This window comes from Nonomuraea sp. PA05, assembly GCF_008086045.1.
GTDB classification, from domain to species: domain Bacteria; phylum Actinomycetota; class Actinomycetes; order Streptosporangiales; family Streptosporangiaceae; genus Nonomuraea; species Nonomuraea monospora.
This window is the reverse complement of the sequence record NZ_VSEY01000036.1, coordinates 90,496-111,695: the sequence shown is the minus strand read 5'-3', so window position 1 is coordinate 111,695 and position 21,200 is coordinate 90,496. Positions and strand designations below refer to the sequence as shown.

General features: G+C 69.4%; 19 protein-coding genes and 1 pseudogene. 7 read left to right on the top strand and 13 right to left on the bottom strand.

Going from position 1 to position 21,200, the window contains the following annotated elements:
- Positions 1–3: 3 nt before the first annotated feature.
- The 7 genes and pseudogenes from FXF51_RS43360 to FXF51_RS43340 form a co-directional block, all read right to left on the bottom strand.
- Complete coding sequence (locus tag FXF51_RS43360) at positions 4–951, bottom strand: pentapeptide repeat-containing protein (RefSeq protein WP_148440611.1); 948 nt, start codon at positions 949–951, stop codon at positions 4–6.
- Between the two features lie 6 nt (positions 952–957).
- Entirely contained in the window at positions 958–1,725 is a 768-nt protein-coding gene (locus tag FXF51_RS43355) for a GNAT family N-acetyltransferase (protein WP_148440610.1), read from the bottom strand.
- A gap of 118 nt (positions 1,726–1,843) precedes the next feature.
- Entirely contained in the window at positions 1,844–2,563 is a 720-nt protein-coding gene (gene uppS / locus FXF51_RS43350; protein WP_148440652.1) for a polyprenyl diphosphate synthase, read from the bottom strand.
- Between the two features lie 494 nt (positions 2,564–3,057).
- Positions 3,058–4,539, bottom strand: a complete 1,482-nt coding sequence (locus FXF51_RS43345) for a serine hydrolase domain-containing protein (RefSeq protein ID WP_262380213.1) — start codon at positions 4,537–4,539, stop codon at positions 3,058–3,060.
- Positions 4,540–5,001: 462 nt separating this feature from the next.
- Positions 5,002–5,169 carry a hypothetical protein gene (locus FXF51_RS61270; protein WP_187414901.1) on the bottom strand — a complete coding sequence of 56 codons (168 nt, stop codon included), beginning with the start codon at positions 5,167–5,169 and terminating at the stop codon, positions 5,002–5,004.
- 338 nt (positions 5,170–5,507) lie between these two features.
- Positions 5,508–5,990 carry an RICIN domain-containing protein gene (locus tag FXF51_RS63945; RefSeq protein ID WP_411268424.1) on the bottom strand — a complete coding sequence of 161 codons (483 nt, stop codon included), beginning with the start codon at positions 5,988–5,990 and terminating at the stop codon, positions 5,508–5,510.
- Positions 5,986–6,987, bottom strand: a pseudogene (locus tag FXF51_RS43340) (endo-1,4-beta-xylanase); the annotation flags it as partial. The pseudogene FXF51_RS43340 and the gene FXF51_RS63945, both read right to left, overlap by 5 nt.
- A gap of 359 nt (positions 6,988–7,346) precedes the next feature.
- Here FXF51_RS43340 and FXF51_RS43335 point away from each other — a divergent pair.
- The 3 genes from FXF51_RS43335 to FXF51_RS43325 all read left to right on the top strand — a co-directional run bounded on the left by FXF51_RS43335 (position 7,347) and on the right by FXF51_RS43325 (position 11,966).
- Positions 7,347–8,528 carry an NAD(P)/FAD-dependent oxidoreductase gene (locus tag FXF51_RS43335; RefSeq protein ID WP_262380212.1) on the top strand — a complete coding sequence of 394 codons (1,182 nt, stop codon included), beginning with the start codon at positions 7,347–7,349 and terminating at the stop codon, positions 8,526–8,528.
- A 32-nt stretch (positions 8,529–8,560) separates the two neighbouring features.
- Positions 8,561–11,335, top strand: a complete 2,775-nt coding sequence (locus tag FXF51_RS43330) for an AfsR/SARP family transcriptional regulator (protein ID WP_148440608.1) — start codon at positions 8,561–8,563, stop codon at positions 11,333–11,335.
- Positions 11,336–11,423: 88 nt separating this feature from the next.
- A complete protein-coding gene (locus tag FXF51_RS43325) occupies positions 11,424–11,966 on the top strand; it encodes a DUF6292 family protein (RefSeq protein ID WP_148440607.1) in 543 nt (180 codons plus the stop codon).
- Between the two features lie 181 nt (positions 11,967–12,147).
- On the opposite strand, the gene FXF51_RS43320 is transcribed toward FXF51_RS43325, so the two are convergent.
- Positions 12,148–13,065: an NADP-dependent oxidoreductase gene (locus FXF51_RS43320; RefSeq protein WP_148440606.1), complete on the bottom strand. Its 918-nt coding sequence runs from the start codon at positions 13,063–13,065 to the stop codon at positions 12,148–12,150.
- Between the two features lie 123 nt (positions 13,066–13,188).
- Here FXF51_RS43320 and FXF51_RS43315 point away from each other — a divergent pair, with 123 nt between their 5' ends.
- Entirely contained in the window at positions 13,189–13,839 is a 651-nt protein-coding gene (locus FXF51_RS43315; RefSeq protein ID WP_148440605.1) for a TetR/AcrR family transcriptional regulator, read from the top strand.
- Between the two features lie 129 nt (positions 13,840–13,968).
- On the opposite strand, the gene FXF51_RS43310 is transcribed toward FXF51_RS43315, so the two are convergent.
- The 4 genes from FXF51_RS43310 to FXF51_RS43295 all read right to left on the bottom strand — a co-directional run bounded on the left by FXF51_RS43310 (position 13,969) and on the right by FXF51_RS43295 (position 17,853).
- On the bottom strand, positions 13,969–14,472 hold the full coding sequence (locus FXF51_RS43310; RefSeq protein ID WP_148440604.1) for a hypothetical protein: 504 nt from the start codon (positions 14,470–14,472) through the stop codon (positions 13,969–13,971).
- 1,178 nt (positions 14,473–15,650) lie between these two features.
- Positions 15,651–16,145, bottom strand: coding sequence for a DinB family protein (locus tag FXF51_RS43305; RefSeq protein WP_222871720.1), 495 nt, complete (start codon positions 16,143–16,145; stop codon positions 15,651–15,653).
- Positions 16,142–17,521, bottom strand: a complete 1,380-nt coding sequence (locus FXF51_RS43300) for an RNA polymerase sigma factor (protein WP_262380211.1) — start codon at positions 17,519–17,521, stop codon at positions 16,142–16,144. The genes FXF51_RS43305 and FXF51_RS43300 overlap by 4 nt, the downstream gene beginning before the upstream one ends.
- Positions 17,518–17,853: a YciI family protein gene (locus FXF51_RS43295; RefSeq protein ID WP_148440602.1), complete on the bottom strand. Its 336-nt coding sequence runs from the start codon at positions 17,851–17,853 to the stop codon at positions 17,518–17,520. Before FXF51_RS43295 ends, FXF51_RS43300 begins: the two co-directional genes overlap by 4 nt.
- A 172-nt stretch (positions 17,854–18,025) precedes the next feature.
- Between FXF51_RS43295 and FXF51_RS43290 the strand changes: the two genes are divergently transcribed.
- Positions 18,026–18,892 (top strand): hypothetical protein, encoded by an 867-nt coding sequence (locus tag FXF51_RS43290; RefSeq protein ID WP_148440601.1) that lies wholly within the window; start codon positions 18,026–18,028, stop codon positions 18,890–18,892.
- Here FXF51_RS43290 and rarD read toward each other — a convergent pair.
- Positions 18,783–19,748 (bottom strand): EamA family transporter RarD, encoded by a 966-nt coding sequence (gene rarD / locus FXF51_RS43285; protein ID WP_262380210.1) that lies wholly within the window; start codon positions 19,746–19,748, stop codon positions 18,783–18,785. The genes FXF51_RS43290 and rarD overlap by 110 nt on opposite strands.
- Positions 19,749–19,948: 200 nt before the next feature.
- On the opposite strand from rarD, the gene FXF51_RS43280 reads away from it, so the two are divergent.
- Positions 19,949–20,227, top strand: a complete 279-nt coding sequence (locus FXF51_RS43280; RefSeq protein ID WP_262380209.1) for a hypothetical protein — start codon at positions 19,949–19,951, stop codon at positions 20,225–20,227.
- 151 nt (positions 20,228–20,378) lie between these two features.
- Entirely contained in the window at positions 20,379–20,999 is a 621-nt protein-coding gene (locus FXF51_RS43275) for a DUF4142 domain-containing protein (RefSeq protein ID WP_187414898.1), read from the top strand.
- Positions 21,000–21,200: the final 201 nt, after the last annotated feature.

Genomic DNA, 21,200 nt, shown 5'->3' with positions numbered 1-21,200 from the left:
GCGTCAGCGGCGACGCGGACGGCGGCCCCGGCCACCTGCGGCGCGCTCGCCGCCACCGCCGTCGGCTGAGCGACGCCCCCGGCCGCCTCCCGCGCGCTCGGCCGCGCCGCCCTCCGTCCAGTGCGCGGGCCGCGCCAGCGACGCGGGCAGCCGCGTGGCCGTATCGCCCTTGGCGGCGTTGACCTGCGCCTGAGTCAGAAAAACGCACCCCGTGAGATCAGCGCCCGACAGGTCGGCACCCCGCAGGTCGGCCCCGATGAGATCCGCCTGCCGCAGATCGGCCCCCCGCAGATCAGCCCCGATCAGGTAGGCCCCCCGAAGGTTCGCCCCCCGGAGCCCGGCCCCCCTCAACCGCGCCCCGATCAGATCGGCCCCCCGGCGTTCCTTCCCCTTCAACCCGGCCCGCGCCAGCTCACTGGCCCGCAGCAGCAGCCCGTTGACCGCGCCCCGATGCGCCGCCACGTCCAGCTTCTCCAGCACGTCGGCGCTCTCCCTGGTGAGCCCCTCGGTCTCCGCCAGGGCCGACCGCAACGCGTCGTGCACCGGCCGCGCCGCCTCCAGGGTCAGCGCCTCGGCCAGGTACCACAGCAGCTCGTGGAGCTGCCGCATGACGGGGAACACCGCGTACATCTGCCGGGCCGTCCCCGGCTCCTCGCGCCAGCTCCGCCCCTCGTACGTGACCTGCGAGACCTTCTGCCCCGCCCCGAAGCAGTCGAACACCGTGCACCCGGGGAACCCGCGCTCCCGCAGCCGCGTGTGGATCGAGCAGCGGAAGTCGTCGCTCAGGTTGTGGCAGGGCTGTCCGCCGGCCTTGTCGACGGCGAAGTCGGCCGAGGCCGAGAACGGCAGCGCCACGCAGCACAGCCCGAAGCAGCTCTCACAGTCGGCCAGCAGGCCGAGCTCTCGCGGGTTCGTGACGCACTCCTGGAAGGAAAAGGACGGGCAGGTCAAGGGTACTCAAGGATGGACGTACGGCGTCGTCGTGGTGAGCTCGGCGAAGCCCAGCCGCAGCAGGATGGGATGGCTCTGGTCGGTGGCGTCCACCTGCAGATACTCGAAGCCGCGCGCCACCGCCTCCCGCGCCCGGTAGGCGACCAGCGCCCGGTAGACGCCGCGCCTGCGCCACTCGGGCACGGTGCCGCCGCCCCACAGGCTCGCGAACCGGGTGCCGGGGTGCAGATCCATGCGCGCGGCGCTGACGGGCACGTCGCCGGCCATGGCGACGACCGCGACGACGGTCCCGGCGGCGAGCTGGGCGTGCAGCCGTTCCCTGATGTGCACGCGAGCCGCGCCGAACGCCGCCTCGTGCACGTCGGCCACCAGCTCCACGCCGTCCTGGCCGGTCACCGGGATCAGCCGGATGCCGTCGGGGACGGGCGCGTCAGGGATGCCGACGGCCTGCGCCACCATGAGCGACTCCACCGGTTCCGGGGTGAAACCGGCGGCCAGGAGACGGCTGCCGAGGTCGGCGGGCCGGTCGTGCCCGTACACCTTCCACTCGAACGGACGGCCGAGCGCCCCGAAGTGCTTCACCTGCGCGGCGATGGCGGCGTCGGCGTCCTCGCCGGAGCGCAGACCGGACCAGAGGACGCCGTTCCAGCCGTCCTCCGGCCCCACCTGACGCACCACGTCGCCGTCGTGCTCCACCTCGGCGCCGGGGTCGTCGGCGACGGCCTCCCGCCGCAGCTCCCGGTCGAACGCGGCCAGTACCTCTTCACGATTCACCGGGACACCTCACCAGCCGCGCCGGCCGTCCGGCAACCCATTTATGCCAGGTCAGCCGCCCGGATCGGCCACCCTTGTCAGCCACCTTCGTCAGCCGCCCTTCGTCAGCGGCCCTGGGTCAGCCGCCGTAGCGCCGCTGGCGGTCGGCGAAGCTGCGCAGCGCGCGCAGGAAGTCGATCTCACGGAACGCCGGCCAGAACGCCTCGCAGAAGTACAGCTCGGAGTACGCGGACTGCCAGAGCAGGAAGTTCGACATGCGCTGCTCGCCGCTCGTCCTGATGACCAGGTCGGGATCCGGCTGCCCGGCCGTGTAGAGGTGGCGGGCCACGTCGTCCACGGTCAGCGTCGAGGCCAGCTCCACCATGGACTGACCGGCCTCGGCCCGCTCGTACAGCAGCTCCCGCAGCGCCTCGATCACCTCCTGGCGGCCGCCGTACCCGATGGCCAGGGTGAGGTGGAAGCCGGTGTCGCAGGTGCGGGTGGCCTCGACGGCGCTCTTGAGCGCGCGGGCCGTCGTGTCGGGCAGGATGTCGAGCATCCCGGCGACGTGCACCCGCCAGCGGGCGTCGGGGCGGTCGAAGTGGTCGGCCACCATCTGCTCGATCACCTTCAGCAGGAAGGCCACCTCCTCGTCGCCGCGGCGCTGGAGGTTCTCGGTGGAGCAGAGGAAGACGGTCAGGTGCTGGATGCCGAGGCCTTCGCACCAGGTCAGCACGTGTTCGATGTGGTCGGCGCCGTATTTGTGGCCCATGCTCGGGTTGGCCATGCCCATTTGCTTGGCCCAGCGCCGGTTGCCGTCCATGATCAGGCCGACGTGGCGGGGCAGGGGGCCTGCCATCACCTGACGGCGCAGGCGCCGGGCATAGAGGGAGTGAAGGAGGTCAGTCGTCTGCACCCTCCAAGGATGGCGCGGACGGAGCTCCGGAATCTGATCTTTCCCGATTTCTGACGGATAAGGTCTCCGACGCCTTCTCTGCCGGGCCGCACACTGATCCTCGATCGCGCTGGCGGCGATGGCGTGGCCGGCCGTTCTCGTCCGACCCCACTGGCTCGATAGGGCAGGGTCCGGCCCGGCGCGTTCGCCTGCGTCGGGAGTCCGGATCAGGCACAGCGGCGACCGTCCCGAGTCTTGACGGCCTTGACGCCGCCGGAGACGATACCGAAGCCCGCGCCGCAGATGCTCTGCGGGCTTCGGGTGGCGCTCGCCTCAGCCGGCGTCGCGAGGAGGATCGCCCGGGCCGGCATGCGCCCGGGTACGCCCCTTCCGGGAGAGCTCAGGAAGGCCCGGAACCTGGTCGCCGAGCCCATGGCCTCGGCCGCGGGCAGGTCGCCTCACTGCCCGGCGTCTCCGCCGAAGACCTCCTTGACGAGCTCCTGCGTGACCTCCTGGAAGACCGGGCCCAGCGACATCGCCGCGTCGTCCACGTAGTTGAGCGCCGCCGTCAGCGTCGTGCCGCCGTCCCGCGAGCTGTACATCAGCGCCGCGTGGCCCGCCATCCCGCCGTTGTGGGTGATGACCGTGCCGCCGCCGGGGGCCTCCTGCACCATGATCCCCAGTCCGTAACCGATCCCCGGGTACGGCACGCACATCTCGGTCAGCAGCTCGGCGGGCAGAAGCCCGCCGCTCGCCAGCACGGAGACGAACGTGTGGAGGTCCCGGCTCGTCGAGATCATGTCGCCGCCGCTGGAGATCCACGAGGGGTTCTGGCGGGTGACGTCGACGGTCGTCTCCTGGCCGTCCTCCTCATAGCGGTAGTAGGCGCGGGAGTGCGGCTCGGGGATGTCGGTCTCCGTAGTCAGCGCCCTGGTGCCGGTCAGCCCGAGCGGCTCCAGGATCCGCCGCCGCATCTCCTCGGCGTAGGAGTTGCCGGTGATCTTCTCGATGAGCAGCCTGGCGACCACGTAGTTGGTGTTGGCGTAGCTCCAGTCCGATCCGGGCTCGAACCGCGCCGGCTTGGACACCGCCAGCCGTACCAATTCCTCCGGCAGGTAGGTCTTGAAGCGGTTGTCCACCCACTCCTTGCCCGTGTTGGTGGCGGCGATCCCCGGCGCGAACGTGCCGTCGGGGTAGTACTCGCCGGTGAAGTTGAAGATGCCGCTCGTGTGCTGCAGCAGCATGCGTACGGTGATCCGGCGGTCCAGGCCGAACTCGGGCAGGTAGTCATCTACTGGTGCGTCCAGCCCGGCCCTGCCCTCAGCCACCAGTTGCAGCACCAGGACCGCGGTGAAGGTCTTGGTGTTGCTCCCGATCCGCACGTGCCCGTTCATCGGCGGCTGCTCCGTCCCGCCCAGCTCGCGTGCCCCGGCCCTGCCGCTCCACTCGCCGTGCTCGTCGTGCACGCGCAACTCCACGCCGACGAAGCCGGATTCGACCATCTTCTGCATGATCTTCCACAACTCCGGGCGGTCCTGCTCGGCGGCGTCGAGGGCTGCGGCGATCTTGCGGGCCATCTCCGCCGCTGCCGGGCCGGACCGCTGGCCGTGCATGGCGGCCTCGACGGCGACCAGGACGGTGGAGCGGTAGTTGCTCGCCTCCGCCGGGTCGTGCTCGCTGAGCAGGCCCATGGCGGCGGTGAGCGCGGGCAGCGTCTGGTCAGCGAGCGCGGCGACGGACTTGCCGCCCAGTTGCGCGCCCTTCGGCTTCCTGGCCAGCACGTGCCCGACCAGGCCGGTGGCAGTGGTGAGGGCGAGAGAGCCGTCGGTGCCGGCCTGGTGCGCGGAGCCGCCGGCACTGGCGGCGCTGATCAGCCAGACTGCGCCCCACGCGCCGGTCCACAGGGTGATCTTGTCCTGGTCGGAGAGGGTGACGGACATGGTGCGTTGCTCCTTGTGCGAGTCGAGTGGTGGTCAGGCGTCGATGGCCTGGTAGAGGGGTCTGCGGAAGTCGTGGAAGACGTGCACGGGCCGCCGACGCCGAATCCCCGGCCGCGTCCTTGCCGGCCGTAAGAGATGTGCACGCGGTCGCGGCCCATCACGGTGCGGGCAGCGGTCCGCTCGGGCGTCAGCCGGTTGCTGATCATCGGCTCCGCCGCGGGACGCGACAGGATCCGCCTGCCCTTGCGCACGTCGCCGTCCGGCAGCGTGCGGCGTTGACCTCGCCTATCCGCCCGTACGCCGGAGCCCGGCTGTCCCGGGGCGGGCTCGCCCAGGTGGGGCGCCAGGTCGGTCGCGTCACCGGCGCCGGCCCGGCATGGGAGAGGAAACGTTCGTCGAACGGCCGATCACCGGCAACGGCTGACAGGGCGGGCCCGTTCCGGCCCTCGCCCCATCAGTGGCTCAGAGCGTCGGCTTGCCACTGTTGTCCAGCCAGGTGATGAACAGGCCGGCGGTGTCCCCGTGGCAGGGAACTCCGCCGGGCGCGCCGAAGCGGAGGTAGAGGTCAGGCCGAGCCCCGCCGCGGCGAGAGCCGGCGACCGACAGGGGCACAGCGCGCTTGATCGACACTTGGCGTCCTTCTTCGTTCGGTGCACGCAGCAAGTTTCTGCTCGCTCAGCATCGCAAGGAGGCGATGCAGATCTGCTGCAAGAAATCTGCAGTCGGCTGACCGATATGTCGTCTATGCAGGTCAAGCGGCGGTCCACCGCCCATGCCCACTACCACGCCGCCGGGACGGCGATGAGGGCGGACGCCGTCGGTTTCGGCCGCGGCACAGAATACGGCTGAAGGGGCGACCTCCCGCGGTGCGGCGCCGCGCTGTCCCGGATCAGCGTCCGCCTGCCGATGGGCCGCACGCGCTCATCTGAGCAACCACAGCGCCATGATCGCGAACAGTCACCGGAGCACTAGAGGTGGCCGGGCACCCCGGACAGGCGCCAGACCTGGTTCTTCTTCACCAGAGGATCGGCCTGGCAGGCGTTCTGGACGACCTTCGCCGAGTTGGCGGTCTGCGCCCCGGTGACCTCTGCGCATTTGTAACTGTGCGTGGGCCGCAGCAGATAGCCCTGCGTGCCCGAGACCAGCTTGAGCTCGAACCTCTGCGCCGCCGTACCCGCGCAGGACTCTTGCACGACTGCCGCACCGTTGGACGTGCCGGCACCGGAGACGGCCAGGCATTTGCCGCTCTTGACATTGACGATGGTGTAGATCTTGGCGCCGGCCCGCTTGAAGGTGAAGGCCTGCTCGCTCCCGCCACCGCAGGCGTACTGGATGAGCTGGGTCCCGGAGGCGGTGGTCCCCCCCTGGTACGGCCAGGCATCTGCCCGAGTGCGACGCCACGGCGGTGCTGCGGAAGTCACGGGCGCCCAGGGCGGCGTGCACCTTGTCATAGGCGGGCTTGGCCTGGAGGCCGGCGTCCAGCATGGTGGCGGCTCCCCAGCCGGGCAGCGCGTCCGGCACCCACGAGTGCGCGTCGGTGAAGCCCCACACGGTCAGCGACACGCATCGGGCCACGGCCAGGCACGCCTTGGCCGCCCGCTCGTAGAGGGTGGCCTGGGTGGCGAGCTTGGTCTCGTCGGACGGCAGCGGCATGCGCACGTCCAACTCGGTGACGGCGACGTCCAAGCCGAGGGCCGCGAAACGCTGCAGGGTGGCTGCGAGCTGGGTCAGCCCGCTGTTGGTCGTGGCGTGGGTCTGGAAGCCGACGCCGTCGATCGGCACGCCGCTCGCCTTGAGGCCTTTGACCAGCGTGTAGAGGCCGTCACTCTTGGCGTTGTCCCATTCGGCGTTGTAGTCGTTGATGTAGAGCTTGGCCGACGGGTCCGCCGCCCGCGCCCAGCGGAAGGCGTCGGCGATGTAGCTCTCGCCCAGGCGCCGCAGCCAGAAGCTGTCGCGTAGCGTGCCGTCCTCCGCCACTGCTTCGTTGACCACGTCCCACACGCCGACCCTGCCCGCGTAGCGCTTCGTCATGGTCTCGACGTGCTTCTTGAGCAGGTCGCGTAGCTGAGCATCGGTGAACGCGCCGCCGGTCACCCACGACGGGACGGCGTTGTGCCACACGAGGGCATGGCCGCGTACAGCCTGGCCGTTGGCCTGGGCGAAACCGACGACGGAATCGGGATCCGCCCAGGTGTAGGCGTCCCGCTCGGCCTCGACCCAGGACCACTTCATGGCGTTCTCAGGGGTCAGGCTGTTGAACTCGTAGCGTGCCTTGTCCTGGTATCCGGGCTCGCCGGTGAGCGGTCCGGCGGCCACGGCTGTGCCTATCTTGATGCCCCGGGCGGCGGCCAGCGTCCGTAGGGTGGTGTCCGCCGCGGCAGCTGGCGCCTGCACGATTAACAGGCCACTCAGCAGTGCTATGAAGCCCCATAAAGCGCGAAATTTCATGCCCAGCAGCTATACCAGAAGCCTGCGCCGGTCGGCACGAGCCGCAGGCGTGGTCGGCGGCGGCTCCGGCAGGTGCGGCAGGTGCGGCGCCGGCGTGCCCGATGGCATGACGGATCATGAGAACGTGGAGACCGTCCTCTGCCACGGCGGTCCCCAGCAGCGCCGATAAGGCGTGTCTCTTCTCGATCATGTGACGTTCGCCGGATGGTGTTGCAGAAGCCGGATCGGGGTGCTCATCGACGTGTGAGACAGTGCCCGATGGCTCCGGCTGAACATATAGGGAAGACGTCCGATACCCCGGGCGGTGCCGCGCCCGTAGCGTTTCGACCTGCAAGAACGACGAAAGCAGGGAGAAACCCGTGAAGAACATCGTTGTCCTCGGCGGCGGCTATACCGGGGTGATGTGCGCGGTACGACTGGCGCTGCGCACCCGGAAGCTGGACGTGTCGATCACTCTGGTCAACCCGTCGGAGCGGTTCACCGAGCGGCTGCGCATGCACCAGGTCGCGGCGGGCCATGAGCTGGCCGACTTCCGGATTCCCGAACTGGTCGGCGAGCGCGTGACCTTCGTGCGGGGCTGGGCCACCGCCATCGACACCACGCGGCGCGAGGTCACGGTCAACGCGGGCGACAGCGCGCGGACGCTGCCCTACGACAAGCTGGTGTACGCGCTCGGCAGCTACACCGACACGAGCGTCGTCCCCGGCGCCGACGACCATGCCTACACGTTGAACGGCCCCCGGCCGGCCCGCTCCATGGCGCTGCGCCTGGCGTCACTGGCGGAGAACGGCGGGACCGTCGCCGTCTGCGGTGGCGGGCTGACCGGGATCGAGGCCGCCACCGAGATCGCCGAGAACCACCCGAACCTGAAGGTGTCCCTCATCAGCACGGAGCAGCCCGGCTGGATGATGGGTGAGAAGGCGCGCGCCTACCTGTACTCCGTGTTCGAGCGGCTTGACGTGACTGTCCACACCGGCGCGCGGATCACCAAGGTGCTGCCGGACAGCGTCGAGGTGGCCGACGGCCGCCTGATCCCGGCGGACGTGAGCCTCTGGACGGCCGGCGTCAAGGCTCACGCGCTCGCCGCCGAGTCCGGCATCGAAGTCGACCGCAAGGGCCTCATACTGGTCGACCCGGCGCTGCGGTCGCTGTCCCACCCGGAGATCTACGCGATCGGCGACGCCGCGGCGGCCCGCCAGGCCTGGGGGGCGATCCACGGCACCTGCCAGAGCGGTATGCCGTCGGCTGCCCACGCCGCTGACTCCATCGCCCGCGAGTTGCGAGGCCGCGCGGTCAAGCCGTTCCGGTTCGGTTACTTCCACCAGCCGCTCAGCCTGGGCCGTAAGGACGCCGTCATCCAGTTCACCCGCCACGACGACACCCCGGGCCGCTTCTACCTGAAGGGCAAGGCCGCCGTGCTTTACAAGGAGTGGGTCAGCAGCACTCCGCCCAAGGCGTACGTGAAGACGCACCGCTACCCGGCCCCGGTGAGCCTCTCGCGGGGCGGACGCGCCACCCGCGAGCCTGGTCCGGTCGGATGAGAGAAGAAATCTGCTGTTGAGGTAGGTCTTTGATGCGATTCCGGCTTCTCGGCGCGATGGAGATCTTCGCCGCCGGGCGACGTATTCCCATGGGTTCACGCAAGGAACGCCTTGTGCTCGCTGTGCTGCTGCTGGAGGCCAACCGCTGGGTTCCCATCGACAGACTGGTCGAACTGGCCTGGGCGGAGGAGGCCCCGGAATCCGCCCGGCGCACCGTCCAGTCGTTGATCTCCCGGCTGCGTGCGCGACTGCGCACGATCGATCAGGCACTCAACATTGAACGCGAAGGTCCGTGCTACCGCCTGACGGTGGATCGGGCCAGCGTTGACGTGCACCGATTTCGCGATCTGCTCGCCAGCGCACGAGACGCCGACGACAGCACGGCGGCGGCCTTGTACTCCGAGGCACTCAGCCTGTGGCGCGGCGATGGTCTCACGCATGAGGTCGCGGCTGAGCATCTGCGTGAGGAGCTGGCCGAACTGCGATTACGGGCGATCGAGGACCAGATGGACACCGAACTACGGCTCGGCCGGCACCGCTCCGCGATCGGCAGGCTCTCCGCTCTGGCGTCCGCATACCCGTACCGGCAGCGGATCACCGGTCAGCTCATGCTGGCCCTGCACCGGGAGGGGAGAAGCGACGAGGCCCTGGAGTGCTACAGGCGGATGAAGAACAGGCTGAGGGAGGAGGTGGGTCTCGACCCGGCAGAGGAGCTCATCCGATTGGAGCTGGCGATTCTCCGGGCGGATCCTTCCCTCGTCGCTCAGCCCCCATCACTTGACCGGGCCGGCGTCGCGTCCCTGCCACCGATGCAGCTTCCGGCCGACATCGTCGGTTTCTCCGGTCGCGAAGAGCATGTGAAACATCTCGATGCCCTTCTGCCCGATGACGGCGCGCCGCCCGTCGCCACCGTCGTGGCCATCGCGGGAACGGCGGGTATCGGCAAGACGACACTCGCGGTGCACTGGGCGCACCGTGTCCGCGACCGATTCCCCGATGGGCTGCTGTACGTCAATCTCCGTGGGTATGGACTCGCGAACACGGTGGAAGCCGCCGATGCGCTGCGCGGATTTCTCCATGCCCTGCATGTCCCCTCCCAGCAGATACCGGCTGATCCGGATCGGGCGGCTGCGCAGTTCCGGAGTGTGCTCGCGCATCGGCGGGTGCTGATTCTGCTGGACAACGCCCGTGACGCTGAGCAGGTGCGTCCGCTGCTGCCCGGCGGTGGGAGATGCCTGGTCGTCGTCACAAGCCGTCGTCAGATGTCCAGCCTGGTCGCCACCGAAGGCGCTCGTCTCCTGCGGCTCGCCCTTTTCACGACTGATGAGGCGTACGAACTGCTGGCGCGCCGCATTGATCGCGAACGGCTGCGGGCCGACCCCGCGGCCGTTGAGGCACTCATCACGGCGTGCGGGCGCTTGCCTCTTGCCCTGGCCATCGCCGCGGCCCGGGGCGCTGTGCAGCATGAGTTCCCGCTCAGAGCCATCGTCGATCAGCTGAAGGCCGGTCTCGCCGCGTTCGATTGCGGTGATGCGGCGACGTGTTTGCGTACGGTGTTCTCCTGGTCCTACGGGGCGCTGAGCGAGCCGGCTGCTCGGTTGTTCCGCATGCTCAGCCTTTGCCCGGGCGCCCATTTCACCGCGGCGGTGGCAGCGTCACTGACCGGGGCGCGGCTGCAGGATGTGCAGGCTCAACTGGCCGAATTGGCCGACATGCACTTGATCGACGAGTATCGTCCTGGCCGCTTCACCGTCCATGATCTTCTGCGTACCTACGCAACCGAGCTGGCGGAAGCCGTCGACGCTCCGGTTGACCGGCGCGCTGCCGCACGCCGAGCGCTTGAGCACTACTTGCACAGCGCGCACGACGCCGCGCAGTTGCTGAGCCCGCACCGCGATCCGATCGTCCTGCCTCCGGTTCTTCCCGGCGTGCGGCTGGAACCGTTCGCCGATCACGACGAGGCCCTCTCATGGTTCACGGCGCAGCATGACGCCCTCCTCGCGGCTGTCCACCTGGCCATTGAGCTCGCCTTGGACGAGCACGTCTGGCAACTGGCGTGGAGTCTTGCCGATTACCTGGATCGGCAGGGCCACTGGAAGGACCAGCTTTCCTGTCAGCGCCTGGCCATCGAGGCCGCGGAGCGCAGTGACCACCCCTTGGGGCAAGCCGCGGCGTTCCGGAATCTCGCGCGCGCACATCTGCGGCTCACCGAGTACGACGACGCCCACCATCATTATTCTGCCGCTCTCGATGTCTATGCGGCCGAGCATGACGTGGTGGGTCAGGCGCACACATACGGGAACTTGTCGGCCGTGCACGTCCTTCAACAGGATCACCACGCGGCGTTGCACTGCGCGCTGCAATCTCTCCGGCTCTTCGAGCGAGCAGGCCATCGGGCGGGGATGGCCAGGGCGTTGAACGCGACAGGCTGGTACCAGGTACTTCTGGGCGATTATGGTCTGGCCATCGACAGTTGCACGCGTGCGCTTGATTTGCATCTTGAGATCGACGATCGTCACGGGGAAGCCAACACGTATAACAGCCTTGGGCTGGCTCATCGTTACCTGGGCGATTACGCGGAGGCAACGGCCTGCTATCAGCGTTCGGTTCATCTCTATAGGTGTCTGGGTGACCGATACAACGAGGCTGACACCCTTGCTCAGCTAAGTGAGAATCTTCTGGTTTCAGGTGATCGCGGCGGAGCGGATCGACTTTGGCGCGATGCCTTGCGGATACTGGAGGATCTGGATCATCCAGACGCCGCCAAACTCCGCGGGCGGCGTCCCTTGAGCGATGGGAGTCAGTGAATGGGTCGAGCGGCGCGTGCGCCCGTAGGTCGGCGAGGGCCGGAAACGGCCCGCCGAAGCGCTCACGGTTTCGTACACTTTCGGGTCGATGCTCCGGCACCATGGCGCTACACCACTCAATGCAGGCAACCAGGCGATCAGCGTTGAAAGGACCGTGGTCATGGGCGAACGGAAACGCGCCGACGCCATCAGTTACGGCCGGGCTGTAGCGAACGCGCTGACGGCCGTGGGCGTCGAAAACGGAGGTGCCGCACCGGCCGGGGAGCCAGGCAAATTGAAGCGTGGCCTGGGGATCTCGCTCCTGGACCCCTACTGGCATATCCCGGACTTCGAGAACTCCGTCAGGATGAGCCTCGAATGGGACGAGGAACACGGGTGGGCGTTGCTCGACGTCAACGAGCCCGGTGCCGCGCGCGGTTACGCCTACACCTACCACGACCTTGAGCTGGGCGTACTGCCTGAACCTGCCGACGTGGCGCGGCTCGTCGACTCGGTTCTGGCCGGAAAGGAGCGTTTGAGCGGCGGGTTTCGCCGTAAGTACCGCATGGCCATCAAACACAACGTGGACTTCGAAGCCGCTCTGGCCGCCTATGCAGCCGAATTCCCAGGTGATTCCGGCGCACCACTGTGAGTTACATCCGGTATACCTCGTGATAGGCGACACGCCATCGAGGACCTTGCGGCGCACTACCGGGCCACCGGCCATCCGATCGCTGCCTCGGTCGAACCCGGTGAGCCTGGGCCTGGGGCTTCGCCGACGAGTTCCTGCTTGACATGGAGCAGGAGCAGCAGGTGTCAGCATGGGGTTCCGCTCAGGGCCGCACACGAATGACGGTCTTACCCTTGCGCCGCTCTGTCGGGTTGAGCGCGGAGACGGCGTCGTCGAGAGTCGCGACGGTTCCGATGTGCGTGCGTAGGCGCCCGTCTCGCACCCGCTCTACGATCTCCACGAGCTGACTCGGAACGGACTCCACGACGAAGTCGACCGCCAAGCCGTCGGCAGGGCGAGCCTCAACGGGCCCGACCACCGACACCAGCGTCCCGCCAGGCCGGACGACGCTCGCCGAGCGCCTCTGGACATCACCGCCGATGACGTCGAAGACCAGGTCGACCCCGCCGATGTCGTCAAGTTTCTCGTGGTCGAGGTCGAGGAACTCGTTCGCGCCGAAGTCGAGCGCCGCCTGGCGGTCCGCCGCCCGGCCGGTGCCGATGACGTAGGCGCCGGACTCCTTCGCGAGCTGCGTCACCATGGATCCGACCGCACCGGCGGCGCCGTGGGCAAGGACGCTCTGCCCGGCCCGGAGACGACCGTGCTGGAACAGGCCCTGCCACGCGGTCAGGCCGGAGATCGGCAGGCTCGCACCCGCCGTGAAGTCGACGTCTCCTGGCAGTGGCGCGAGGTTGCGTGCCTCCACGGCCACGAACTCGGCCAGCGTTCCATCGCGGTGCCAGTCGGTGATCCCGAACACCCGCTGTCCCAGTGAGAGCCCCGTCGTGCCGTAGCCGAGGGAAGAGACCACTCCGGCGACCTCGTGGCCGATGATCGCCTGGGCGCGCTCGCGGCCGGAGCGATCGACCCATGTCGAGGGCCACTCCCACTCCGCGGGGACGAAGCCCGACGCGTGGACCGCGACGACGACGTCGTTGATCGCCGGCGTCGGCTCGGGCCGCTCCGCGAGTGTGATGCCGGCCGCTTCGACGGCCTGATCCATCGCGACGATCGCCTTCATGGGTGCGCCTCCGTACATGCTCGCCGGTCTGGCAAGCCCCTTTTTGGGCTTGCCAGCCCACTAACGGCAGTTAACATGTCGCAGATATGGGCTGTCAAGCCCAATCTGGGTTATCGTGTGGTCATGGAAGCCGCAACGGAAGCCCAGGTGCCGCAGAAGCTCACGAACAAGGGGCAGGCCACCCGAGCCCGCATCCTCGAGCACGCCGCGGAGCTCATCTACACCAACGGCGTCCACGCGACCAGCAACGAGCAGCTCCGTCGCGCGGCGGGCATCAGCGGGTCACAGCTCAACCACTACTTCCCGACCAAGGAGAGCCTGGTCCTCGCGGTCATCGAATGGCAGGCGGAGCGCGTCCTCACGTTCCATCGCAGTGAGCGGTTCACCCGCTTTGAAAGCCTCGGCTCGCTGCGGGAGTGGGCGGGTTTCTACATCGCCTACGAGCGCTCCTGCCAGGAAGGCTGCAGCCTCGGCTCGCTCGCCAGCGAGATCATCAGGACCGACCTCGACGTTCGCGCGGAGCTCGCGAACGCGTTCGAGCAGTGGAGAGACGTTTTCCGGGAGGGGTTCGAACGGATGCAGAGGCTCGGCCGCCTCAGCGTTGAGGCCGATCCCACCCGGCTGGCCCATCTCCTGCTGTCCGCCTTTCAGGGCGGCATGCTCCTCGCTCAGGTCGCCCGCGACATCGCCCCGCTGAAGGACGCCCTGGGGGCAGCCATCGACCATGTGCAGACCTTCGTACTCGAAAGTGTCACTGAGGTCCCACGCGAGTAGCCCAGCCCCAGAGAGCCTGCTGACAAAGGGATTTGGTGTCGGGCATCACCTTCCAGCGCACCAAGACCTCCCGAAAGGATCGGGCTGGGCATCACGCGGTGAACCGGCGCCTCCAAGCGTGGGCCACCATCACCAGCCTTCGCCCTCCTGAGGGCCGACCTGCCCATGCCAGTCGTCGATCCCGCGGGCTGCCGCGCCCTCGGCGGCAAGATCTTCCGCGGTAGGCCGGTACCACCGGAGTCCGGTGCGGATGGTCAGCAGATCGACCACGTACGCACTGATGTCCACTCGCTCGTACTCGATCGGACCGTCGCCGTCCAGGGCGTGGCGGAAGCCCTTCTCGGCGACTACGCCGACGAGTTTGGCCACCTTCTTGTCACTGATTCCGTACTCGCCCACCAGGGCGAGTCTGAGGCCGAAGACCTCCGCTACTTGTGCGTGCCACCGTTGAAATTCACCTCGGACGAAAGTGCAGGTCATTGCTTGTCCGACGCGTGCGGCGACCTGCTCCAGCGCCTCGTCGGTGTCCGCACGAACGCTGAGGAAGATTTTGTGTCGCTTCATCTGAAGATTCTCTACCGGCGGGGTGGCAGCGGTTCGCGCGATGTTCGACCAGACCGAGGCCAGGGCCATCAATGAGCTGTCCTCATCCTGGGAACGCTGTCGGCGAGGGCGGGCAGGGGGCCCGCTGGGTGTCGAGGGTGCTTGGAGGTTGCCGTCCAGGATCGCGCAGGCCAGGCCGTCAGCGTGGGCGCGGTCCAAGGCCTCGTGCAGATCAGGTCCTTCGACGGCTTCTTCCGAGAGGTCCGAGACGCCACCATAAGGGCCCGAAGCCTTCTCGTTGTCCCGAAATATCTCTGAGTGGCAGCGATCAGGGCTGACCGCGCTCGGTGGTGAGGACTGAGAGCGCGGAGAGTTCGACGCCGTCCGCGCGACTGGGCCGCCAAGTACTGGCGCACCTCGCTCCCACATGCCCTGAAAGTTGTCCGGCCATGAACGCGATCGCGCCCGGCGGAACGGCCAGCGGGTCGTCGGTCATGAGCACCCGAGCATGCGCACCGCGCCCCACTGCACGAGCCCAGCCGAGCTTCGTGGCCGGACGCCGTCCGGACGCCCACGCGTCCAGCGCACTGCGGTCCAGCGGAAAGAACTAACCTTTCGATCATCCAGCCTGCCGCCGCGCGGCCGAGGCGAGCGCCACCTCGGCTTCTTGACTCGCTTGTCGGCACAGGCACGCGGGACGCGGAGCTCCACGCTCCGGGCTCGGCTTCCTGGCACGTTGAGCTGGGTGCGAGCCAGCAAGTCGTGAGGTCACCATGGCACAAAAGCTGTCCGGCTGTGGCTGGGACGATGGCGTCCTGCCCGTGAAGGCGGGCTGGTCGGTGGCGGCGGTGACGAGCACCGCGAGGAGGCCGAGGCTGTCGGTGATGATGCTGTGTTTGCGACCGGCGATCTTCTTGCCGACGTCGTAGCCCCGGTGGGCGCGGGGCACGTTGGTGGAGGTTTGATGCCTTGGGCGTCGATCACGCATTCGGTGGGCTCGGGGTCACGCCAGGCTGTGGTGCGGACGGATCGGCGGAGCAGGCTGGTGAGCTGGTGGAAGATGCCGTCCTGCTGCCAGTGGACGAAGGAGCGGGGCGGGAGGATACGAGCGGGCGGGGCGCTGCCGTACTACGCCGGGCACGGGTGCTGGCCCGGACGGCGAGCCTGACCTCGCCATTCAGGCGAAGGCGGAACTGACCCGCGGCCCGGCGGTGTGCCAGGTGTTGCCGTCCGGTCAGGTGCGGGAGCTGTAGCGGCACCGGGGTGTGTTACGTCAGGACCAGCCACCTCTCGCCGTCCAGGAGCTCGCGGGCCGCGTCGAGGTGGCCGGCGTGGCAGGCGGTCTCGGTGATGACGTGCAGGATGACCTCCCGCAGCGTATGCAGGCGCCAGTCGGCGAACCGGTCCGGCCACCACGCGGGCGCCGCGTCCAGTGGGGTGGCGGCGATGACGGCGTCGGCGGCCTCGATCTGCCGGCGGTAACCGTCAAGGACCGATTCGGCGGACTCCTCTGCGCCGATCTGCCAGGCGTCACCGGTCCGGTCCAGGTCGTCGATCAGTGCCCGGTCACCGGCGACCACGGCGCGGAACCAGTAGCGCTCGACGTCCAGCGCGAGATGCCGCACCAGGCCCAGGCAGCTCCAGCCCGACGGCAGTACGGGGCGCCGCAGGTCCGCCTCGCTCAGGCCCTTCAGTATGCCCAGGACGTGTTGTCGCTGGCTGTTGTGGAAGGCGAGCAGCGTTTCGGCCTCAGCGCTCATCATGAGCCCGGCTCCTGTCGTATGGTCGCAGCGGCACGGTCCGGCGGCGCCGGGCATCCGGTCTCGGCAGGACGGTCCGGCGGCGCTTGGCGTTCGGTCTCGGCGGCACGGTCCGGCGGCGCTTGGCGTTCGGTCTCGGCGGCACGGTCCGGCGGTGCCTGGCATCCGGTCTCGGCGGCGCGGTCAAGCAGGGCGCGGCGTTCGGATTCGGTGTGGGCGGCGGCGGCCGCCTGGCGGAACAGGGCAACGGCGCGGTCGCGATCGCCCTGCCGGGCGGTCAGGTCGGCCTCTGCGGCGATGGCGAGCGGGTGGCCGTTCAGCGTGCCGCCCTCCTGCGCCTTGGCCAGCAGCGCCAGCCCGGCCCGTGGTCCGTGCGCGTAGCCGTGGGCGACGGCGCGGTTCAGCTCGACCACGGGTGTGGAGCGAATCCCGGCCAGCGCGTCGTAGCAGCGGGCGATCTCCGCCCAGTCCGTGCCGGGCACCGACGGGGCGGTGGCGTGGCAGGCGGCGATGCGGGCCTGCAGCGCGTACGGGCTGTTCCGCTCCGCTCCGGGCAGCAGGTCAAGGGCCTCGGCGATCGCCGCCTCGTCCCAGCGGGAGCGGTCCTGCCGGTCGAGGGGGATCAGGTTGCCCGCGGCGTCCTGCCGGGCGTCCCGCCGGGAGTGCTGCAACAGCAACAACGCCAGCAGCGCCGAGACCTCGCCCTGTCCCGGCATCAGCCGGCGCAGCAGCCTGGCCAGCCGGATCGACTCCTCGGCGAACGCGGGCCGGCCGTCGGCGTTGTACCCCTGTGTGAACAGCAGATACAGCACCGCCAGGACGCTCGGCAGCCGCTCGGCCAGCGCGGATCCGCTCGGCACCCGGTACGGGATCCTCGCGTCGGCGATCTTCCTCTTGGCCCGGGTCAGGCGGCGCGTCATCGCCGGCTCGGTGACCAGGAAGGCGCGTGCGATGTCCGCGGCGGGCACCCCGCAGATCGTCCGCAAGGTCAGCGCCACGCGGGACTCCAGCGCCAGCGCCGGATGACAGCACGTGAAGACGAGCCGCAGCCGGTCGTCCACGACCTCCTCCTTCCACGCGGCCTCCTCCGTCCAGGCGGCCTCGTCCGCTTCGGTCAGCGCGAGCGTCGCCGCCTCCGCGAGCTTGCGGCGCTCGACGGAGGCGCGGCGTAGTGCGTCGAGCGCGCGATTGCGGGCCACCGTCATGAGCCAGCCGCCCGGATTGTCCGGCTCGCCCTCCTGCGGCCACCGTTGCACGGCCGCCGCCAACGCCTCCTGCGCGCAGTCCTCCGCCAGCGTCCAGTCACCGGTGACGCGGATCAGCGTGGCGACCATGCGCGGGTAGGCATCGGCCGCCAACGCCTCCAGGGACGCTCTCACTGCCCGCCATCGGCGAGCGGGCGCAGCTCCAGCCGCCCGTGCCGAGCCATCGGATGCGTGCGGGCGACCTCGATCGCCTCGTCCAGGTCGGCGCATTCGAGCAGGTCGAAGCCGACGATCAGCTCCTTGGTCTCGGCGAACGGGCCGTCGGTGAGTATCAGCTCGCCCTCTCGTACGCGGACCGTGGTCGCGGAGGACTCCGGAGCGAGCTGCGACCCGAGCAGCCGCCTGCCCCGGCTGTCGTTCTCGGCCACCCAGGCCTCGATGTCGGGCAGGTCCCGCTGGTCGGTGTCGGGCTCGCTGTCGCTGCAGACGAACATCATGTACTTCATGTCGCGCTCCTCGTTCAGATGGCGGTTCACCATAGTGACGAACGGCAGCCGCGCGACCGGACACCCACGGGGAAACTTCCCAAGGATGCCGGGCAGCCCCCGCGACCCGCGCCACACCAAACAAGATCGACTATATTGATGTGTCCCCCTTTGCCCGCCCTCGGGAGTCCTGGTGAAGTCGCCCAAGAAGAAGTCGCCGCTCGCCGTCGACCCCATCTTGCTCGTCGGCACGGGACTGTCCGTGCTCCTCGGCGTGATCTTCTATGTACGCGAGGACACCGCCCAGGCACTCGGCACCGTCGCCGGGCTCATCGGCGGCGTCATCACCCTCCAGATCCAGTCGCTGATCCAGGAGAAGCGCCGGATCGACCACGAGACCAGGGTCGGCCAGATGGTGGCCACGATCGACAAGGTCCCGTGGCTGCCCGACCTCATGGAGCCGATGCTGCGCGCGGTCAAGCACGTCGAACGCGACTACAAGGGCACGCCCGCCGAGGATGCCTGCCGCGCCGCGTTCGAGGAGTGCCTGCGCACGCTCGCCGACCTCGAACGCGGCCACTTCCGCGCCCCGTACGGCGACAACGAGGTGTTCCTGCGGCTCATCAGCCAGGCGCGCGAGCACATGTGCGTCACCAGCGTCCCCTCCGTGGACCTCGCCTGGTGGCGCGAGCCGGTCGGCAGGCAGTACTGGCGGGCGCAGTTGGAGGCGCTGGCGCGCGGCGTGCAGATCAGGCGGGTGTTCATCTATCACGAGTGGACCGACGACCTCGACGCGCTGGCCCGCGAGCAGGTCGCCGCCGGCGTCAAGGTGCGCCGCGTGCACGTGGACCGCCTGCCCTCGCCCATGCGCGTCATCACGGGGCTGTGGGACGGCGTGTGCGGGCACGAGCTGAGCTACACGGCCGCCGGCGAGGCGGTGCACGACACGTTCACCGTCTCGCCTCCGGATCTGGAACGCCTGATGCGCCAGTTCGAGATGATCGAGCGGAGCGCGGTGGAGCTGGACGACGAGCCGCGCCAGGCCGATCCCGTGGCCTGAGCCCGCCCGCGACCAGCACCGCCAGACCGGCCCAGAGCAGCCCGAACGCCGCCCACCGGCTGCCGGGCATCGACTCCTTGAAGACCAGCAGGCCTACCAGGAACTGCACGATGGGCTCGATGTACTGGAGCATGCCGGTCAGGCTGAGCGGGATCTTGGTGGCGGCGGCGCTGAACAGCAGCATCGGCACCACCATCACGAAGCCGGCGCCGATGCCGAGCAGGGTGTTGCCCGCCGACACGTGCCCGAATGTGGCCTGGCCGGTGGCCTGCAGCCACACCGTGTACGCCAGGGCGAGCGGGAACACGGCGGCCGTCTCCACCATCAGTCCCTCGATGGCGCCGACGGCCACCCGCTTCTTGATCAGGCCGTAGCCGCCGAAGGTGAGCGCCAGGCCGATCGCGATCCAAGGCGGGCCGCCGTAGCCGACCGTGAGGATGAGGACGGCGGCGGCGCCCAGACCGATGGCCGTCCACTGGCGGCCGCTCAGCCGCTCGCCGAAGACCGCCACCCCCAGGGCGACGCTGACCAGTGGCGTGATGAAGTAGCCGAGGGAGGCGTCGACGACGTGCCCGTTCATCGTGGCCCAGATGAACAACGCCCAGTTGACCGAGGTCAGCGCGCTGGCCAGGGTGAGCAGAAGCAGGTCACGACGGCGGCGCAGGAGCGCGGCCAGCTGGCTGCGGCGACCCAGCGCGAGCACCAGCAGCGCGATCGCCACCGGTGACCAGAGCGCGCGCAGCGCCAGGACCTCCAGGGAGCCGGTGGGCTCGACCAGCGGCCAGTAGAGGGCGGACAGACCCCACAGGACGTACGCGGCCACACCCAGCAGGACACCTCGGCGCGCGACAGACACCCGCCCAACCCTACCCATCGCCGAGCCCGTCCTCGTCCTGCCTCCCCCACGCCCCGGGCGCGGACGAGACAGCCGACCTGCACGCCCCGGGCGCGGACGCGACGGCCGACCTGCACGCCGCGCGACGCCGGAGAAAGACGGACTGGCCGCAGATCGCGGCGCTGTACCTGTGGCTGGAGCGGCTCAGCCCGACCGCGCCCGTGCGGCTGAGCCGGGTGGTGGCGGTGGCCCGGGTGTACGGGCCGGGCCGGGTGTACGGGCTGGGCCGGGGGCTGGCGCTGCTCGACGACCTCAACCGCCGCCACCGGCTGGATCGGGAACCGCTGACGCGGCAACGAGAACGCGCCGTGCGCGCCCACCTGCTCCAGATGACCGGCGACGCACCCGGCGCGGCGCTGCTGTACCGCGAGGCGGCCGCCCTGACCGGCAACCAGGTCGAGCGGCGATATCTACTCGACCGGGCCCGCCGCCTCGGCTGAGCACCACCCGGGGGTCGCTGTGAACGTACTGCTCCCCACCGGCGTATCCATGAATACCAGCGCCACATCCCAGACCCGGAAGGGGTGACGGCGGATGCGACTCCGCGGGAGCCGTCGCGTGCTCATCACCTGCGGTGCCGGTCTGCTCTGCATGACAAGCGCCTGCGCGGGCTACACCCCCACGCCCGGCGCCGGCGCCTTCGCGCCGAGCACCGTACCGGCCGCCGTCGAAACGGAGACGGCCGAGCCGTCCTTCGCGCCCTCGGCCGAGGAAACAGACGCCGGAACGCGGCAGACCGAGTGGGGTCCGCTGTCCGAGGCGGACCGGGACCTCGTCCGCAAGGTCCGGCTGGCCAGCCTGTGGGAGATGCCCATGGCCCAGGACGCTGTGCAGCGCGCGGGCACCGCCCGCGTACGCGAGATCAGCAAGGAGATCGCCAGCCAGCACCACACCCTCGACCGGCAGGTGCGGGACGTCGCCGCGAAGCTGGAGATCAAGCTGCCGGTGAAACCCACCACTCAGCAGCAAGCGTGGATGAGCGACATCTCCGACAGGTCCGGCACCGCCTATGACAGGACGTACGTGAAATGGCTGCGCCTGGCCCACGGCCAGATCTTCGGGCTGATCGGGTCGGTACGCGGCAGCACGCAGAACACTCTGGTCCGCCGCTTCGCCGAGCAGGCGAACGCCGCGGTGCTCAACCATCAGCGCCTGCTGGAGAGCACCGGCCTGACCACGGCGGCGAGCTTTCCCACCCCGCCGCCCGTCTGACGACGGGTCGCGGGTCACTCAGGGGTGCCGTGTTCCAGCATGACGGCGTCCTCCAGTCGTACGGTCGCGCCGCGCCCGGATTTCTTCCTCTCGCACGACCACCTGCTGGAGCGAGTCGAAGCGGTCGATCACGCCGGGGCCGGCAGCGGACGCGCCGTCGTGGGCGGCACGCGACGGTCGCGCGGCGAATCAGCCGCCGTT

What these genes read in the sequence shown, in the direction of transcription:
- uppS (WP_148440652.1), bottom strand. Translation starts at nt 2,563, where the DNA reads ATGGCAGGCCCCCTGCCCCGCCACGTCGGCCTGATCATGGACGGCAAC.
- FXF51_RS43345 (WP_262380213.1), bottom strand. Translation starts at nt 4,539, where the DNA reads ATGTCCGTCACCCTCTCCGACCAGGACAAGATCACCCTGTGGACCGGC.
- FXF51_RS63945 (WP_411268424.1), bottom strand. Translation starts at nt 5,990, where the DNA reads ATGACAAGGTGCACGCCGCCCTGGGCGCCCGTGACTTCCGCAGCACCG.
- FXF51_RS43330 (WP_148440608.1), top strand. Translation starts at nt 8,561, where the DNA reads ATGCGATTCCGGCTTCTCGGCGCGATGGAGATCTTCGCCGCCGGGCGA.
- FXF51_RS43325 (WP_148440607.1), top strand. Translation starts at nt 11,424, where the DNA reads ATGCTCCGGCACCATGGCGCTACACCACTCAATGCAGGCAACCAGGCG.
- FXF51_RS43320 (WP_148440606.1), bottom strand. Translation starts at nt 13,065, where the DNA reads ATGAAGGCGATCGTCGCGATGGATCAGGCCGTCGAAGCGGCCGGCATC.
- FXF51_RS43315 (WP_148440605.1), top strand. Translation starts at nt 13,189, where the DNA reads ATGGAAGCCGCAACGGAAGCCCAGGTGCCGCAGAAGCTCACGAACAAG.
- FXF51_RS43310 (WP_148440604.1), bottom strand. Translation starts at nt 14,472, where the DNA reads ATGGCCCTGGCCTCGGTCTGGTCGAACATCGCGCGAACCGCTGCCACC.
- FXF51_RS43305 (WP_222871720.1), bottom strand. Translation starts at nt 16,145, where the DNA reads ATGATGAGCGCTGAGGCCGAAACGCTGCTCGCCTTCCACAACAGCCAG.
- FXF51_RS43295 (WP_148440602.1), bottom strand. Translation starts at nt 17,853, where the DNA reads ATGAAGTACATGATGTTCGTCTGCAGCGACAGCGAGCCCGACACCGAC.
- FXF51_RS43275 (WP_187414898.1), top strand. Translation starts at nt 20,379, where the DNA reads ATGACAAGCGCCTGCGCGGGCTACACCCCCACGCCCGGCGCCGGCGCC.